The organism is bacterium, assembly GCA_040757115.1.
Taxonomy (GTDB): Bacteria; UBA9089; CG2-30-40-21; order CG2-30-40-21; family SBAY01; genus JBFLXS01.
The window spans coordinates 2274-21869 of sequence record JBFLYA010000017.1 but is presented as its reverse complement, the minus strand read 5'-3'; the positions used below and the strand labels follow the sequence as shown (position 1 = coordinate 21869).

1 protein-coding gene (cut by a window edge) is annotated in these 19596 nt (G+C 43.7%); it reads right to left on the bottom strand.

The annotated features are described in order from the left end of the window. On the bottom strand, positions 1-19596 hold part of the coding region annotated (locus AB1422_02460) for an Ig-like domain-containing protein (GenBank protein MEW6618208.1) (this coding region is incomplete at its 3' end). 9862 nt of the annotated region lie to the left of the window's left edge; 19596 of 29458 annotated nt are visible.

The following is a 19596-nucleotide window of genomic DNA, read 5'->3' as shown; positions in this document are numbered from 1 at the left end:
CACAATATCTGAACCCTGGTTATACACGCCATCTCCATTATCAAGGTAGATAAAGATATTCTTGAATAAATTCTTTGCCGTGGAATTGGCTACTGGATTACCATCTTTATCCGTGAACTTCACAGTCAAGGTGGCAAATTCAATTGCCTCAGTCGTGGGACTACCGTTATTCTGTATTTCTATCCGTAGTAAATCCTCAAAAGTGCCATCTATCTGATACGGACTGCTTGCACTTATCGTGTTATAAACCTTAACGGTCGGGTCAACCGGCACTGCATAGACTATGGTCGATTGGCTACCATAGCTGGCTGAGTCTAATGGTAAGGATAAGTTACTTGTTGCATCACGAATTCCAACTGATGATGTTCCTATTTTGGCAAAAAATGTCTTTGGTAATTTAGCGGTAGAAATCCCTCTTAACTTGACTACCAGGAAGTAAGTCTTTGACCCAGCACCTGAGACTTGAACATCATTTGTCTCAGTAAAGGTAATTGTCCCATAACCATTTGTTAGGGTAAGTGGCATAGTGCCAACAGAAATTAGGTCTGAGCCTGCGGTGTATGTTCCACTATTATCCCCATCTAAATGAATACGGACATACTCAAATAATTCACTCGACCGAGTGCCTGTTAGCGCTGTGTTGGTATCAGACCCAAACCAGACTGTTAAAGTCCCAAATTCGATACTCCCAGCAGTAGATGACCCTGTATGGATAATCTTAATTCGTAAAAGGGCATTCTCATCACCATCCCGCAACATATAACTCCCCTCTCTTAAGTTTTGCCACGGCACAATGTCAGTTACCTCTACCCGTGGGTCTTGAGGCACGGCAGTAGTTTTACTTGATGTCCCGCTGGTACTATCAGCAGTAAGGTTCAATCTGATAGATGTTTTGGTCGTATCAAAGACAGCAACATCTTCCTTTGAAACAATTGCTAGACTAAATGTCTTTGTGGCTACGGCACTTGATGAACCCTTTAACTCTACCACCACAAAGTAAGTGGTCGATGAAGCGGCTGGTGTCCAGGTAGTTGAAGTGGCTAATGTTACAGTCCCCTGCCCCTGTGCATCAAGGAAGGTAGATAAATCACTTACCGTCCCCACGATTGTATCACCAGTCGTCCAGGTGCCATCATTAACTGTTTCTTTGTAAATAAATACATTCTCAAATAGTGCCTCTGCTGTCTGGGTGCTCATCGGTGGTATGGGCTGTTGATTAAGGGTCGAAGTAGCAAAAAATCGTAGCCGTAGATAAGTCAGTGTAATCGTCCCTGCCCCTGAAATGCCGTTGTTGGTAATGACCAATTTAAGTAAATCATCCTGCGTCCCGTCCCGTATCTGAATTGGCGAGGTAGAAGTTACAGTTCCAGTTGGCTCTACCGGAATAGCAGTCATTGTCGTAGATGTCGCCGCTCCAGAACTGCCTGCACCAAGGTAGAGTTTAATGTCATGTGGTTTATCCTCTATGCGCACATCGCCAGCTAACGGATTTACAGTCGCAGAATAAGTCCGTGTTGCCTTACTCGATGCCGTGCCAAGCAGTGTTATCTGCAAGTAGTAGGTTTTAGTTGCACCCGCAGAAATCCAGGTAGCATCTACCTCGGGTAAATCAATACTCATTTGAGCCTTAATTTGATTGCCTGAAACCTCAGTTATCACACTTGATGTCCCCCAAACACTCACTGTGCCAAAAATCGCCCTGACCTCATCATCGGTAAGTAAATTTGCCCCGTCATAACTAAATCTGACAGTTAATGTGGCAAATTCTATAGAGCCTGCACCTGAAGTCCCTTTGTTTCCTATCTCTATCTTCAATAAACTCGTTCTACTACCATCCATTTGATAGGGATAGGTGAATGAGACTGTATTTGTGGCTATCACTACCGGGTCAACTGGCACGGCATAAACAATGGTCGATTGGCTACCATAACTATCTGTGGTCAGCGGCAGGGGTAGGTTGCTTGATTCATCGCGCAGACCTACATTTTGCGTGCCAATCTTAGCCACAAATGTCTTGGGTAGATTTGCAGTGGCTGTCCCACGAAGTTTAACCACCAGAAAATAGGTGCAAGAACCTAAATTAACTGCTGGCGGAATCTGGGCATTTGTATCGCCATCCGTAAAAGTAATCGTGCCATAACCATTGGTCAAATCAGCCGTCATCGTCCCGACAGAAACCCCATCTTGACTGGCACTGTATGTCCCATTTCCATCCCCATCCTTGCGGATACAGATATACTCAAATAACTTATCCAGTTGTGTGCTGGTTAAACTCGTATTCGTCTCCGACCCAAACCAGATAGTTAGTGTCCCAAGTTCAATCTTGCCGGCGGTAGATGAGCCGGTATGAATAACCTTAAGCCGTAGCAAGGCATTCTCATCACCATCCCGCAACATATAACTCCCCTGACGGAAGTTTTGCAACGGCACAATATTGGTAATCTCTATCCGTGGGTCTTGAGGCACGGCCGTAGTTTTATTTGATGTCCCGACAGTGCTGGCAGCAGTAAGGTTTAATCTGATAGATGTTTTGGTCGTATCAAAGATAGCGGCATCTTCCTTTGAAACAATTGCCAAACTAAATGTCTTTGTAGCCACGGCACTTGCTGAACCTTTTAACTCAACCACAACAAAGTAGGTAGTAGAACTTGCAGAAGGTGTCCAGGTAGTTAAAGTTGCCAATGTTACAGTCCCCTGCCCCTGGGCATCAAGGAAAGTAGATAAATCACTTACCGTCCCCACGATTGTATCACCAGTCGTCCATGTGCCATCATTAACTGTTTCTTTGTAAATAAATACATTCTCAAATAGTGCCTCTGCTGTCTGGGTGCTCATCGGTGGTATAGGCTGTTGATTAAGGGTCGAAGTAGCAAAAAATCGTAGCCGTAGATAAGTCAGTGTAATCGTCCCTGCCCCTGAGAGACCGTTGTTGGTAATGACCAATTTAAGCACATCATCCTGCATCTTATCCCGTATCTGAATAGGTGAGGTAGAGGTGACAGTTCCACTCGGCTCTACCGGGATAGCCGTCATTGTCGTAGATGTCGCCGCTCCAGAACTGCCTGCACCCAGGTAGAGTTTAATGTCATGTGGCTTATCCTCTATGCGCACATCGCCAGCTAACGGATTTACTGTCGCAGAATAAGTCCGTGTTGCCTTGCTCGATGCCGTGCCAAGCAGTGTTATCTGCAAGTAATAGGTTTTAGTTGCACCCGCAGAAATCCAGGTAGCCGCTACCTCGGGTAAATCAATATTCATCTGAGCCTTAATTTGATTGCCTGTAACCTCTGTTATCATACTTGATGTCTCCCAAATACTCACTGTCCCAAAAATCGCCCTTACCTCGGCATCGGTAAGTAAATTCGCCCCGTCATAACTGAACCTAACAGTTAATGTGGCAAACTCTATCGAGCCTGCCCCAGAGGTCCCCTTGTTACCTATCTCTATCTTCAACAAACTCGTCCTGCTACCATCCATCTGATAGGGATAGGTGAATGAAACCGTATTTGTGGCTATCACTACTGGGTCAATCGGCACGCCATAAACAATGGTCGATTGACTACCATAACTATCTGTGGTCAGCGGCAGTGGTAGGTTGCTTGACTCATCTCGCAAACCTACATTTTGCGTGCCAATCTTTGCCACAAATGTCTTGGGTATGTTTGCAGTGGCTGTCCCACGAAGTTTGACCACTAAGAAATATGTTGAAGAACTCGCAGGTAAAATCTGGGCATTGCTGTTATTATCTATAAAGGTAATCGTGCCATACCCATTGGTCAAAACAATAGGTGTCAGGGTCCCAACAGAAACCGTATCCTGACTGCTACTGTATGTCCCATTACCATCCCCATCCTTGCGGATACAGATATACTCAAATAACTTATCCAGTTGTGTGCTGGTTAAATTCGTATTCGTCTCCGAACCAAACCAGATAGTTAGTGTCCCAAGTTCAATCCTGCCCGCGGTCGATGAGCCAGTATGAATTACCTTGACTCGCAGCAAGGCATTCTCATCACCATCCCGCAACATATAACTTCCTTCTCGCAAGTTTTGCAACGGCACAATGTCGGTTACCTCTATCTTGGGGTCAAGTGGCACGGCAGTAGTCAAACTTGAGGAAACTGTGCCTGAAGAATCAGCTTTTAAATCAAGTGGAAGTTTACTTGACTCATCACGCACACTAACATCTTGCATTGTCTTGATAGTCGCCACAAAACTCTCAGTCCCCGGACCTACTGCACTGGCATTTTCATTCAATTCTACCACCACAAAGTAGGTCTTTGTCGCCCCACCAGAAACTTCTGTATATGTGCCTACATTGGGTAAAACAATGGTCAATGTCCCGTTAGCAAAGATAGATTCATTACTTAAATCTTGATTAGTGATTGTTCCAACCGCAATGGTATCTGTGTTGGTAGCATAGACATTATCCCCGCTATCCAGATAAACAAAGATATTCTTAAATAACATAGTTGCTGTCTGGCTTGCCATCGGTGTGATTGTTCCGGAGGTAGTGATATGCACAGTCAAGGTTGCCAATTCTACCCTGCCGGCAGTAGCTATACCATTATTATGCAGGTAAATTCGCAATAGGTCATCTTTTGTCCCATCCTTTAGTTTAATAGGTGGCTGGCTATCCTCTACTATTACCGTCGGCTCTACAGGCACTGCGGTTATAGTCGCAGAAATCTGTGAGCTACTCGTCCCAATATTAAGCTGATTATCGGTATTTGCATCCTCTATCCTTAATTTAGTGGTAGCCGTAGAGATGTATGCCGAGAAGGTTTCTGTCCCCATGCCACTGGCATCCTGCTTTAATTTTATAGTGATGAAGAATGTGCCACTACCTAAGGCAGTGCTACTTCCTGGCTTTATTCGCACATAAGGAGATTCAGATAGCGTAAACACCTCCTCTCCATTGTTATCTACTCCAATGGAGGTATCACTCTGCAATTGATAATCACCACCACCAAACTCATCATAAGGGGATAAATCCCGATAGATAGCAATCTCGCTAAATAATGCCTGGGCATCAGCAGTAGTTAATGTGCCTTGATTTGAACTGAACTTAATGGTAACCTTATCCAGCTCCAGCCAGCTATATGTTAGAGGGTCATCCCCTGTATGTATTATCTTTAACTTCAAAATATCATCTTTACTTCCATCCTTCATCTTTGGTGCTGGGGCAGTACTGGTAATATCTACCTGCGGTGGTGGTGGTATCCTTACTGCCCTCACCTGAGTTGAAGTTGTGCCCGCTGATGGAATTATATTTAGTTGAATATCATCTTTAGCCGATTCTAAAATAATATCCGACCCAGGATTATCAATCTTCGCCACAAAACATCTGGGTGATTGTGTGCCGGCATTAGAGGTCAACTCTACAACCAGGAAAAATGTAGTTGTTGAACCGGGATTAACCCATGTCCGCTCATCATTATCGGTTAAACCAATAGTTAAACTTCCACTACTCAAAGAAATAGCCGTCTTCGTCACAGTAGCAATGATTGTATCAGTAGTTGTCCATGTGCCATCACCATCATCACGACAGATGAAGATATATTCGAACAACGCCTTTGCCTGGTCATCGGTAAATCCCGTTGCAGTCGTCGTCACACTACCAAACCAAACCGTTACCGTCCCAAATTCTATCTTACCTGCGGTCAGAGTCCCAGGATTGGTTATATCTATCTTGAGTAAATCCTCCCGTTGACTTTCATTCATCAGGCGTGGGAAATCGTCTGTTTCTGTTCCTGGGTAAGGTGGGAGAAAGTAGGCAGTATCTGAAATCGTAGCTATTGGGTTAATAGGAATAGCCGTGCATACCGTAGAAGAAGCAACCAAAGTAGAACCGGTAGTCAAAGTTAAACCAATATTCGTTGATTCATCCCGTATCTTTACATCTCCCTGACTTAGTGGGGCAATAGTTGCCTTAAAATTCCGTGTTTGTGTGCCACTGGCATCTTGTTTAAGTCTGACCGCTAAGTAATAGACTCCAGATGTGCCCGCAGTTATCTCTGCCTTATCCTCTTCCCCAAAACTAATGGTCAAAGTCCCACCGGAAGTAAAATCAGTCGTGCTACCAATTACAAAGTCTGCTTCACTAAATCCATCCTTAGTCGAGTCATAATACACACTTACCGAACCAAATAAAGAATTCATCTGATTCGCATTAAATACCATCCCGGTCTGGCTACCAAAGACCACAGTTAATGTCCCCAATTCTACCTGCCCTGCACCTGCTACGCCATTATTTTTTATCTCTATCTGAAGTAAGTCATCTATTGCACCATCTTTTAATGTCCAGGGACTGGCTGTGCTGTCAGTTACCTCTACCTCTGGGTCAATAGCAATAATAGATTGTAGGGTAGATCGTGAGCCATAAGAAGCAGTATCTAAAGAAAGGCTGATATTACTCGTTCCATCCCGAACCCCAACCCAACTTGAGGTAATACTTGCTACCAATGTATCTACTGAACCTGCACTTGCCGTTGCTTTAATATCTACAACTAAGAAATAACTCCTTGCAGATGCACCGGCAATTTGTGTTGAATCCGTCCCATCCGTGAAGACAAAGGTTAAAGACCCTGTAGAACTGACATTAGCCGGCGACTGTGTCCCAATCAATCTATCCATCCCCACACCATAACCATCATTTCCTTCATCCCAATAGACACTGATTGTGCCAAACAGGTTTTGTGCCTCACTGGTAGTAATCGCATTTGCCCCAGCACTATCTTCAGAAAATCTCACAGTTAAGGTGCTAAATTCCACCTTGCCAGCAGTAGCCACACCCAGATGGGTAACGATAACCTTAAGCAAGGCGGTATTTGTGCCATCCTTCAATGTAGAGGTTTGCGTGGCGACATCAATTACCTCTACCTTTGGATTTATTGGTATGGCTGTGACCTCACTGGAAGTGCCTGGAGAAAAACCAAAGCTGAGTGGAATATCCTCCCGCATATCCTCGATGCCTACATCCGAAGTCTCGTTGACTGCGGCCATAAATGTTCGTGTGCCTTCATAACCACTGGCATTATTCTTTAAAGCCACCTGTAAGAAATACCATGAAGATGTCCCACCCTGTATCTGTGTAGAAGCCCCTTCTGGAAGAGTAAATGTCAGGTTAGCCAGCACATCTGTGCCGGTAGCCATCTTGACCAGGTCATCTACTACCCCATCCTTGTTATTATCCCAATAAATACTTACTGTGCCAAAGAGGCTTTGGGCGTCGGTATTAGACATATAAGACATATTAGACCTATAGAAACTAACGGTCACGGTAGCAAGTTCTATCTTTCCAGCAGTTGACACACCGTTATGCGTTATCACCATCTTTAACAAGTCATCCTCCGCCAAATCCTTGATGGTCGCAGGGGCAGAAGGAGTGATTGTGGTTGATGGGTCAACTGGAAGAGCCTTAGTTGGAGTGGAAGTTGCCTCACCTGTGCTTCCTACTAATGGCAACCCAATATCGCATATCACATCCTCAATCTTTATCTCACCTGCCTGGGCATTTACTTTGGCGACAAAATTTCGGCTGGCAGTTCCACTGGCATCTGGTTTTAATTTGATGGTTAAATAGAATGTCTTTGTCCCACCACCATTTATCCAGGCATTGGAATTATCCGCTAAGACAATGGTCGTCGTGCCTGAAACAGAACTACCTGTTGTCGTGCCTACAGAATAATCATCTGCCGCCTGAGAAAAACCATTATTTGACGAATCCCAATAAACATTTACCCGCTCAAACAGGCTTTGTGCCTGGTCATTGGTAAATCCTGTTGTGGCTTCACTGCCAAATCGCACAGTCAAGGTGGCAAACCGTATCTTGCCTGCACCAATAACACCATTGTTGGTAATCACTACCTTGAGTAAGTCATCTACCGAAGTATCTTTCTGATAAACCGAGGAACTTGAGGTTACCGTAGCACTCGGGTCAACTGGAATTGCCCAAACAATACTTGACTGCGTCCCTTGACTGGCACTGGCAATCGGTAGCCCAATATCAGAGGCTTCATCACGCACACAGGTGTATGACTCCGGACCAAATCTGGTCATAAAACTTTTGGTGGTATGAGTAGAGGCAGTGGTTTTCAGTTCAAAAACAAGAAAATATGTATTTGACGAACCAGCAGAAACCTTGCTATACTGGTTAGCCGTATCCAATACAATGGTCAAAGTGCCATTATTTAAAGCAGAAAGCCCGGCATTAGTTACCGTGCCAATGGCATAGACATCCGTATTTGTCCCATAAACCCCATTGCTATCAGAATCATAATAAACAAAGATATTGTTAAATAGACTTTGTGCCTGAGTGGTAGTCAGATAGGTAGTTGCATTGCTCCCCAACCATACAGTCAGAGTGGCAAATTCTACCTTTCCTGCTGATACCTCACCGGTATTCTGGATGGTAATACTGATTAAATCATCCTTCTGCCCATCCTTAATGATAGAAGGGCTGGTATTAGTAGCCGTTACAGTTGGGTCAATCGGCACGGCAGTTAGAGAATTAGAGGTGCCAGGACTAAGGCTCATTGAAAGGTTAATATCATCACGGCTGTCTTCAATCTTAATATCACCAGATTCATTGACACAGGCAAGAACGGTCTTTGGAGAATAGCCACTGGCAGTCCCTGTAAGTTCCACCACCAAAAGATATGTAGAATAAGAACCACCAGTAACTCTGGTCGATGTCCCTTTTATCAGTGTCAATATCAATGGGTTAATTACCGCACTACCAGTCGCCGACCCCACAATCTCATCACCCGAAAAACTCCCATCTTTACCTGCATCACAGTAAAGTGACACGGTGCCAAATAATGCCTGCACATCCGCATTACTCAATAAAGCCAATGTATCCTGCCGCTTGAAGCGGACAGTCACCGTAGCAAACTCTACCTTCTCGGCCGTAGAGGTGCCATTGTGTGTAATATCTATCCTTAAAATATCATCCCTTGCCCTGTCTTTAATCGAACCATAAGGTATGTCCCGAAGGGTTACCGAGCCAGATGGGTCAACAGGAATAGCCTTCGTAGTGGTTGAAGTTGCGGAAGTAGGATTAGAATCAATAGCTGCCTCTCTATCCATATTGGCATCTTCTACACAAACATCTGTGCCTGTCCCACCGTTATTTACATTCACGGCGAAGGCAAATGTGCGTGTGTTATAACCACTGGCATTAATTTTTAGATTTGTTACTACGAAGAATGTTGCCGTTGCCCCTGGCTCTATCCAGCAATTCTGGTCGTTATCCGTAAAGGTAATGGTACCGATACCATTGGTTAAGGTTATGCTCCCTGAGGTAACCGTCGCTATCTTTACTCCTCCTGCAGTATAAGTCCCCCGATAAACCCAGATTGTATCAAACAAATTCTGTGCCTCCTGAGTAGTCAATGGTGTAAATGTTGGAGCACCATTACTAAACCTTACCCGTAACCGAGCAAATTCCAAAGTTGCTTCAGTCGAACTCCCGGTATGTGATATTTCTAACCTCAAAATATCATCAGTATTTCCATCTTTTAAATAGATAGGTGCAGGCACATCGCTTACTACTACCGTAGCCGAAGTTCCGGTTAGTGGTTTCTCTGCAGTGACTAGTGTTGAGCTAACTGTATTTACTTGAACGATACTCAATAGTATGCTATCACGGGTATCCATAATTTTAGCATCTGTATCACCATCTACCTTTACACCAAAGGTCTTCGTTGCCTGAAAACTTGCAGTCCCGGTTAATTCAACCACTAACAGATATGTCCGCGAGCCAGCACCAGCAAACTGCATATTCGGATTCGTAGTATCAAAAACCAATATTGTCAAACTACCCACATTTGTCTCTGTGCAACTGCCAACATCTATATCCACTCCCCCATTATCATAATTATTATTCCCGTTGTCTAAGAACAGATAGACTGTTTTGACCAGTGATTGCACTTGCGAATCAGTCAATCCTGCAGACTGCGTGCCAAAAAATCTCAATGAGAGTGTGCCAAAGGTAATCGTTCCGGCACCTGATACCCCACTATGAGTAACCACTAATTTCAGTAAATCCTCTTTCTCTCCATCCGTCATCGTCGGTGGGTCAAGATGACCAGCACTACCCGGTGCGGAATCATATACAGATACAGCCGGGTCAATAGGAATTGGAGTAATAACTGTAGAAGTGGCTACCTGGGTATAAGTTCCAGGCACAGCAATCTGGGTATTAGCATCCTGAATGACTACATTATTTCCTGCCTGCCCTAATGAAACCGCAAATGTCCTTGTCCCTTTACCACTGGCGCTTGACTGTAAAGTCACAACCACTAAGAATGTCTTTGAATTACCTGCAGTTATCTGCGGGTCGGAATTACCAGTAAAGATATTTATGGTCTGCGGATTACTGGTAATACTGGTATAACCAATGCGGGTACCACTATAATAAATGCCTACCTCTGAAATTAAGCTTTGTGCCTCTGCGGTAGTTAAACTTACCATCCCATCTTTAGTAAATAAAACTGTAACTGTAGCCAGTTCTATGGGTGCATCTAAACTATCACCCGTGTGTGTGACAACAACGCTGAGTAAGTCGTCTGCATTAGTATCTTTGATGTTCGGAGGACTGGGGGCAGTATTTGAAATAGTGATACTGGCAGTAGCAGGAATGGATTGAGCCGTAACTAAAGTTGAAGATACCGTAGCCACAGGTCGGACACCAATCCTTGTAGTAGAAGTAGCCAACTCGATTGCCGCATCTACATCCGCATCTACTGTTGTCACAAATGTCCTGGGAGTCTGAAAACTGGCTGTCCCGGTTAACTCAACCACAAGGAAGTAGTATTTAGAATTTCCTCCAGTAACCTTTGTCTCGGCAATTTCAGAGAAGGTAATCGTTCCATAACCACCAGTATCTACAAAATTAGTAAAGTTAGTCACACTGCCTATGGCTATTGTATCTGTCTGCGAGGCATAAGAATTGTCTGTGCTATAATAGACATATATCTTCTTAAATAAACCTCCCATTTGTGACTCAGTTAATGGCGTGGTCAAGGCTTGGTCTTGCGTGAACTTCACCCGTAATGAGGCAAATTCTATCGGCCTACTGGTTGAAACACCGTTATGTGTCACTCTCAGACGAAGTAAATCCTCTTTTTCATTATCCGTCATACTCGGCTCTGCACTTGAATATCTTTTGGGTGCAGTATCTATAACTTGAATACTCGGCTCTAATGGCACGGCTATGACCTTAGTGGAAACAGACCCACGGCTATTTGGTGTTAACCCTACCGGGATATTACTCACCGCATCACGTAGTCCAATATTTGCTGTCCCAACCTCAACAAAATATGTATTTGTCCCTTGACCACTAGCACCATTCTTTAATTCTACCACTATAAAGAAAGTATTAGATGTCCCTGCTTGAATCTGGCTATTTGTGCTCTCTGAAATAGCCATTGTGCCATAACCCTGGCCATTTAAAAAGCTGGTCATATCCGTAATCGTAGCAATAGCAGTCGTATCTGTACTGGTAGAATAAACACCATCCCCGTTATCCCGATAGATAAAGAGGTTTTCAAATAGAGCCTCTGCCTCCGTGGGAGATAACGATGTAGTAGCAGTAGCAAAAAATCTCAAACCCAAAGTCCCAAATTCCACTGCCCCTGTCCCTGATGTGCCATTGTTACCAATGGAAATAGATAACAGGTCATCTTTGGTCGTATCCTTCTGCTGGAGATTGGACATAAGTTTAGCTGTATCTGTTACGGTAGCACTCGGGTCTACTGGGATGATGGTTACCGCCGGGGTAGATGAGCCATAACTGGCTCCATCTAAGGATAACTCAATATTACTCTGCTCATCCCGCACCTTAACCCAGGTAGAGGTAATACTACCAACAAATGTCTTAGGTGAGGCACCACTTGCCGTAGGTTTCAGTTCCACCACCAGAAAGTATGTCGTATAAGATGCCGATGTAATTTGTGTCCTTGTGCCTTCGGTGAAGGTAAGTGTGCCATAACCCTGGCTATTGATAAAACTATTTACATCACTTGCACTACCTACCACAGTTGTATCACTTGCTACCGTGTATATCCCATCACGATTATCGTCCAGATAGACATAGATATTCTCAAATAAATTCTCTGCCAGAGCACCGGTCAAAGCACTTCCTCCACTTTGCGTAAATCTCAGCGTCAAAGTTCCCCACTCCACCTTCCCTGCACCTGAAATACCCGTATTGGTAATCTTCACCGACAGTAAACCATTCTTTGGCTGGCCATCGTCTCGAAGCACCGCTTGAGCAATCGTGGATACCTCTACCTTTGGATTTTCAGGTATAGCAGTCACTGAGGTAGAACTTCCGGGAGTAAGTGAAATATCTAACAAGGTATCATCTGAAACTGCCTCAATTAATACATCTGTAGTACTACCCACCTCTACTATAAATGTCTTTGTACCATAACTGCTGGCAGTACCTGTCAGTGAAACCACTACAAAATAGATAGATGAACTTCCTCCTTCTATTTGCATTGATGTACTTTCATCAAAAGTAAAAGCCAATGTTCCTAAAATAGCATTACCCGTAGCACTACCTACCAATGTATCTGAGTTATAATAAACACTTACAGTGCCAAATAATGCCTGCACATCCGTATCTAATAAAGGAGTACCATCTGGTTTCTTAAATCTAACAGTCAATGTAGCAAATTCTATCTTACCAGCAGTTTTAGTTCCTGGATGAGTTATTTGTATTCTTAATAAACCATTTTCATTCCCATCTTTTATAGTTGTAGGTGCAACATTAGAAACTGTTACCTGCGGATTTTTTGGCACTGCCCGCACATTGGATGAAGTCACCGGGCTGGTAGCAGAAATAGTAACCGTTCCTCCTTCCTCTAAATTCACATCCTTTAAAATGACCTGTGTATCTCCATCAATTGCCGCATTAAAAGTATGTGTCGAAGTGCCACTGGCATCTTCCTGCAATTCTACCACCACAAAGTAGGTTTTGGTAGTATTTGTAGCGATAGTTGTCTCTGTCGTCTTAGTAAAGGCAATAGATAATGTGCCTTGAATTTCAGCATTAGGGATTGTCTTCACCAAGGTATCTGTTGTTTGGAATTGGTTATCCCCGGTATCGAGGTAAATGTAGATATTCTTAAATAACGATTTAGCCTGTGCGGTAGTCAAAGCCGCAGTCCAACTGCCAAATACTACCTCCATCTGTGATAGCCACATTGACGACTCCGTAGTCGTGCCATTATGAGTAATTGCTACCCGCAACAAATCGTCTATGTCACTATCTGGCATATTGTAAGGATTGCTGGGCACAGTATTGATTACATTAACCGTAGCTGTGGGCACGCCCCCCTGTGCTGTAACCGTAGCGGAAGTCACCGGACTATCTGGCGAAGAAACAGTCAATCGATACCCACTATCCTGCTCAACTATGAATGGGTCATAGAGGCTATTTATCACGGCTGCAAAGCTATTTGTCCCTTGCTTACTTGCCTTAACGGCATCATTGCGTAATTGGACAACGAGAAAGTATGTTTTTGAACCCGCCGGGGCAATGACGGTATTTGTGCTGCTGGCAACAGAAATGGAAGTTACCCCATTTATGGTTGTAGCAGTGCCTACCCGAATAGTGTCTGAAGATAAACTATATGTGCCATCATTTCCAGAATCTAAATACATCCAGACATTACTGAATAAATTCTGTGCCTCTGTAGTAGTCAAAGTTGCCCCTGTCTTACCACCAAGGAAAGTTACAGTTAGGGTAGCAAATCGGACATTGGGCAAAGTAGTAGCTGTTTCTCCATGATATACCTTAATTCGCAACAAATCTTCCTGCTCACCATCGGTCATTGTTGGCGGTGATGGGGCAGTATCATCTACATCTACCGTAGGATTTTTCATCACGATTTTGGTCGTTGGGGTAGATGTCGCCGGTGTAGTTGGACTAATAGTATGTGTAGCAAGGTTATCCTGCCGTCGTAAGGTGCATTCCTCACCATCGATAATGGCATTAAATGTGTTTATCGCACCCAGGGTAGCGGTTGCCTTCAGGTCTATGACTAAAAAGTAATATTGGGTTGCACCTGTGCCAATTTGAGTAGAGGAATTATTGGGCAAGTCTATCTTCTGAATGCCACCAGAAAGGTCTATCTGGGCATTAGTAATTGTGGCTACCGGAGTATCAGTACCACCAAATTCAAAATCGCCATTATCCAGATAAATGAAGATATTCTCAAACAATTCCTTTGCCTGGAGAGTTGATAAATCACTATTGCCATCAGTAAATCTAACTGTAACCGTCGCAAATATAAGTCCTACCGTTGCCGGAATGCCGTGATGACTCACATTTAATCTCAGCAAATCATTGGTTTCATCATTGAGCATCCTGCCAAAGTCTGGGTCAATCGTTGTCGTCCCGGGCCCGGTGCTATCCACTACAATCGACGGGTCTGCTGATGCGGATTTCAATGAGGTAGATGTGCCTACATTATAACCTCCGATGGTAAGTGTGCCATCGGTATTGGCATCCTGAGCAACTACCTTTGAGCCATCAATCGTAGCGGAAAATGTGCCATAATCATTAGCATTGGCTGTCAGTTTCACCACTAACAAATAAGTCTTTGTGCCAACAGATTTAGGCACCTGCACATTTGTATCTCCATCAGTAAAGGTAAAGGTAGTACTCCCTTTAATAGTAGTCGTTGCTCCAACCTGGGTATCACTTTCATCATAGTTATTATTGCCGCTGTCAAGATAGACATAGACCGCTTGAAATAAATTCGCCGCCTCAGTATCAGTCAATTCAGTAAATGTAGGTGTGCCATTAGTAAATTTAACTTTCAAACTTGCCATCTCGATATCCGCATCCTTTGCATCACCCGTATGCCCAAGTTTTATCATCAGAAGGTCATTCTTCTCACCACTAATAATTGAAGCCGGGGCTGAATCATAGACATAAACATTGGGTGGTGTTGGTGTGCCTTGAGCAGTGATTACGGCAGTGGTAACCGAAGAGGTCGGATTAACCGTCAGGATAATATTCGATAGATTATCCCTGACCGTAGTATCAGTAGCCGGCTCAAAGGTTGCCGCAAAGGTACGAACACCAGAATCACTGGCAGTCCCCCTCAACTCCACCACGACAAAATATGATTTAGGACTCCCTACAGAAACAACTGCATCCGCGGTATTGTAAAGGTCTATCTTCTGCTTACCACCATCCAGAGAGATATTGGCATTAGTTACACTGCCAACTACCGTATCACTCTCTTCAAAGATGCCATTGGTGTCGTAATAGATAATGATTTTGTCAAACAATGATTTTGCCTGCGGAGTATCCAGTGGCGAACTACCATTCGAGGTAAGTTTCACAGTAACGGTAGCCAATCTTATATCCTGTGAACCTGAAATACCTTTATGGGTCAATGTCAGTCTCAGCAAATCCTCTTTTTGTAAGTCACTCATCGTTGAAGGGGAAGGTGCGGTAGAGGTAGCCGCAACATCAGGGTTAGGCGACACCACAGTTACCTGTGTGGATGTCCCTAAGTCAGAGGTAGCTAGGCTAAGTTGCTCATTAGTATCCCCTGCCCTGACTACCGGGTCGGTATCTTCCTTTATCTTGGCCATAAATACGCGTGGTGAGGTACTACTTGCCGTGCCGGTTAATTCTACAACTAAAAGATAGGTAGCAGAGCCTCCGGCAGAAACCGTAGTCCTCGTGCCTGACTCAAGTTCAATGGTATTTGTCCCGGCGATATTTGATTGCGTCAGACTACCAACAACTATATCACCTGCCCCAAATAACCCATTCCCATCTTCATCATAATAAACATACAATTTCTTAAACAAAGCCTGTGCCTGTGAGCTGGTCAACTGCATATCCGTCTGACTTCCAAACCTTACCGTTACACTGGCAAACTTTATATCTTGTGCCCCACCCATACCCGGATTAATTAACTTTATCTTCAAAAGTGCATCTTTCTCATTTTCGCATATCTTGATAGGGGCAATATTGGTTACATCTACCTCTGGTTTAACCGGAATTGCCTTAACCTGGGTAGATGTCGCGGGGGTAAATGTCGTGGATAATTCAAATTTATCCCGCCAATCAAAGGTCTTTGCCAAAATTATCGCGGCAACAAATGTATCTGTCGCATAACCACTCGCTGTGCCAGATAGTTTGACTACAAGAAAATAGATAGTGGCTGTCCCTCCATCCGTCTTGAAATTCGTATCACTTGTGCCAAAAACAAAGGTCTGCTCACCATTTGTATCAAGGGAGGGTGTGTAAGTAGCCACCCGACTATCAGTAGATGAACTATAAGAACCATCCCCTGTATCCCGATAGAGATAGAAATAGGCAAACAATCTACTTGCATCCTGCGGAGATAAAGCAGTAGTGCCATCTTTGGTAAATCTAAATGTTGAAGTCCCAAACCCAATACTTCCTGAAGTTGTAGTACCCGTATTGGTTACGGTTATCTTTAAAAGGTCGTCATCACTACCATCCGGGATATTAACTGGAGCAGTATTTGTTCCAACCACAGCAGGATCTTTGGGGATAGCCTTTACCTGAGTAGATTGCACTGAGCCTGAGGAATTATCTTTAATCCCAAGTTGAGTATCAGTGGTTTCATCCTCAATGACTACATCACCTGCTATGGCATTCACCGTCACCGCAAAGGTCCTGGTTGCCCAACCACTTGCCCCTTGAGTCAGTTCAACCCCCAAAAAGTATGTAGAGGTAGTGCCCCAGGAGGTAACCGTATAAGAACTTGGGTCTGCTAAACTAATAGTCATTGTCCCGTTTGAACTTAAACTAATACTACCCTGAGTAACTGTGGCGACACAAATATCCTCTGACCCATAATTCCCTACACCGGTAGTAGTGCCATCACGAAAGACAAATATATTCTGGAATAGTGCTTGAGGTGTGGTTGTGCCGGTAAGAGGGATTCCATCTGAGGTAAATTTCATCGTCAGGTAGGCAAATTCGATATTTCCTGCCAGAGAACTGCTATTATGTTTAACCGCTATCTTTAAAATATCATCAATACTGCCATCTTTTAAGGTAGTAGGGGCGGTATCAGTTACGGTTATAGTTGGGTCTTCTGGTACAGCGGCACATTGAGTAGAACTAACTAACTCAGCCCCTTCTTGCTCTAAAACCAGAGGATTGTCTGATAGCCCATCATCATCAACAATGAACTCTAAATTACTACTGGTGCCTTGCGTGCCGTTTTCATCCATCGAGACGACAAATGTCTTTGTCCCTTGAGCACTGGCATCCTGCTTTACCTGGAGGACGACAAAGAAAGTCTTTGTTGCCCCAGAACTTATTTGAAGATTTGAATCTCCATCATTGAAAACTATAGACAAAATCCCACTTGTGCCCAGAGAGGAAAAATCGGTTGTAGATGTCGCCGGAACATCGTCAACCAAATAAGTAAAAATACCATCACCATTATCCACGGCAATCCATAACTGCGAGAATAAATTACTCGCTTCAGTTCCAGTAATTGGTGTTGTGCCATTGGTAGTAAATTTAATATCCACCTTTGCCCATTCGATTGGTGAGGTAGGGGTGTTATTGAAGATACTTATTTTCAATAAATCATCGCTTTCATTATCAATAATTTTAGTCGGGACAGTGCTGACTATTTCTACCTTTGGATTTCTAACCTGGACCGCCCCTGCTTCACTACTTGTGCCAGTTCTACCAAAGTTATCTATCATTACCACCTCTACGGTGTAGGAACCACTCTGAGCCGTCAGCAAAAGAGATACATCCGTTGAGGTAGCAACATTCGTTCCAGGGTTTAATCCTGAACTCACTGTCTTACTTCCAATCACCGTCGCCCCATTAAAAATTCGGACAGTATAGGTTTGAGGGCTAAATTCGGTATAATTAAAGGAGATATTTACTGTTTGTCCCGCTGACTTTGTCGCTGGACTATTCATCGTTGGTGAAGTAATCGTTACTTGTGGTGCTGTATTATCAATGGTAAAATAGGCATCCGATGTATCTGTCCCTCTACCAGGCGCAGGACCTAAATCACCTGTATAGGTATCAGTTCCAACAACACGAATGGTATAAGTGCCATCTGTCTGAGTTCCAACATTCCAGTCATAAGTTGAAGTGCCTATTTGTGCCAAGCCAGCTACTGTCCCGGTAGTGATGTCTATCCAGGTAGTTCCTGCCGTAGAATAGGCTATCACATAACCAATAGTCGTTGTGCCATTGCTATCAAAATATGTCCATTTAATCGTATTTGTTCCACTCCAATATTCACCACCATTGGGTGAGATAACTTGAATTACTGGCGGCACATTATAAACCGTCGTGGTAACACTGGCAACAAGTGTAGGGCTGGCATTATCGGCAATGTATAATTCAGCTATATTGGTAATTGTCCCCGCCTCAACATTGTTCACCCTGACCTTAAAAGTTACCGTGCCTTGAGTATTTGTTCCAATACTCCCAATATCCCAGGTAATCTTGTTAGTTGTAGGATTATAAGTACCATTTCCGGTAAGGCTGATATAAGTAGTGCTGGCTGGGATAACATCCGTAATACTAACATAATTAGCCGTATAAGTGCCGGAGGTATTTTTATAGACAATGGTATAGGTAAGTGTCCCGCCTGGGGTAATAGTCCCAAAATCTACAAATTTGTTTAATGTCAAAGTCACGCTCCCCTGTAAAGTAACATAAGTAGTCTCATCATTATATGAGTTATTATATTGATTTTGCGCACCTACCTTCGCACCATACGGAACTACACGGTTTTGCCCTTCTGCCAGACAAAGGAATTTATAATGGGCAGTTAGAAAAGCAGCATTTCCAAGAAAACCTGCTGGGAAGTATAATTTATCACTAAATGTCCCTGGAGAGGGAGAAAGATCTGTATAGGTATATGTTCCCCATATTTCTGTTAACCGATACATAGAGGCATCAAAAATTATCTCTGGAGTAGCACCAACTGCAACTTTATTTCCTGTAGGTTGAACATAAACAGCATTACTAGCTCCCACATTACCATAGTCGTAGGTAACCACAAACTCTAAAATTCCACCTGCAATCCCTTGTAATGTTCCTACTGGAGTCCCACCAACACCTGTAGCTGCGACATTGTGAGTCGTAAGTGTGCCATTATAAACTATGGGAGAGGCATTATCAGCTCTTACTGTAACGGTAAAGGTATGAACAACCCCCTCTGAGAGACAAGGATATTTGACTGTCCAAAAGGCAGTATAGGTAGCATTAGGAGATAATGGAGTGAGAAAACTTCGGCTAGCAGTTCCGGAGGTAATCGTTCCGCTACTGGTTGCCTCTCCATAACCATAAGTCCAGGAACCCGATGGGGCAAAATCTAAAACAGCTATAACATTATTGGCAGATTCACCACCCGTGTTTCTTATCGCCACTCCCAGAGTGAAAAGAGAGGGACCGGCAGTAGTAGAATCGTAGAGAACCTCAGGTCCACTAATATAATCTACGGACAATGTTGTAGCCGCCCAAACATTGGAGTTAAATAAAAACAGTCCAATACCACTTATGACTATGAAACTAACTAATTTACTTTTAAAATAACCACTCAT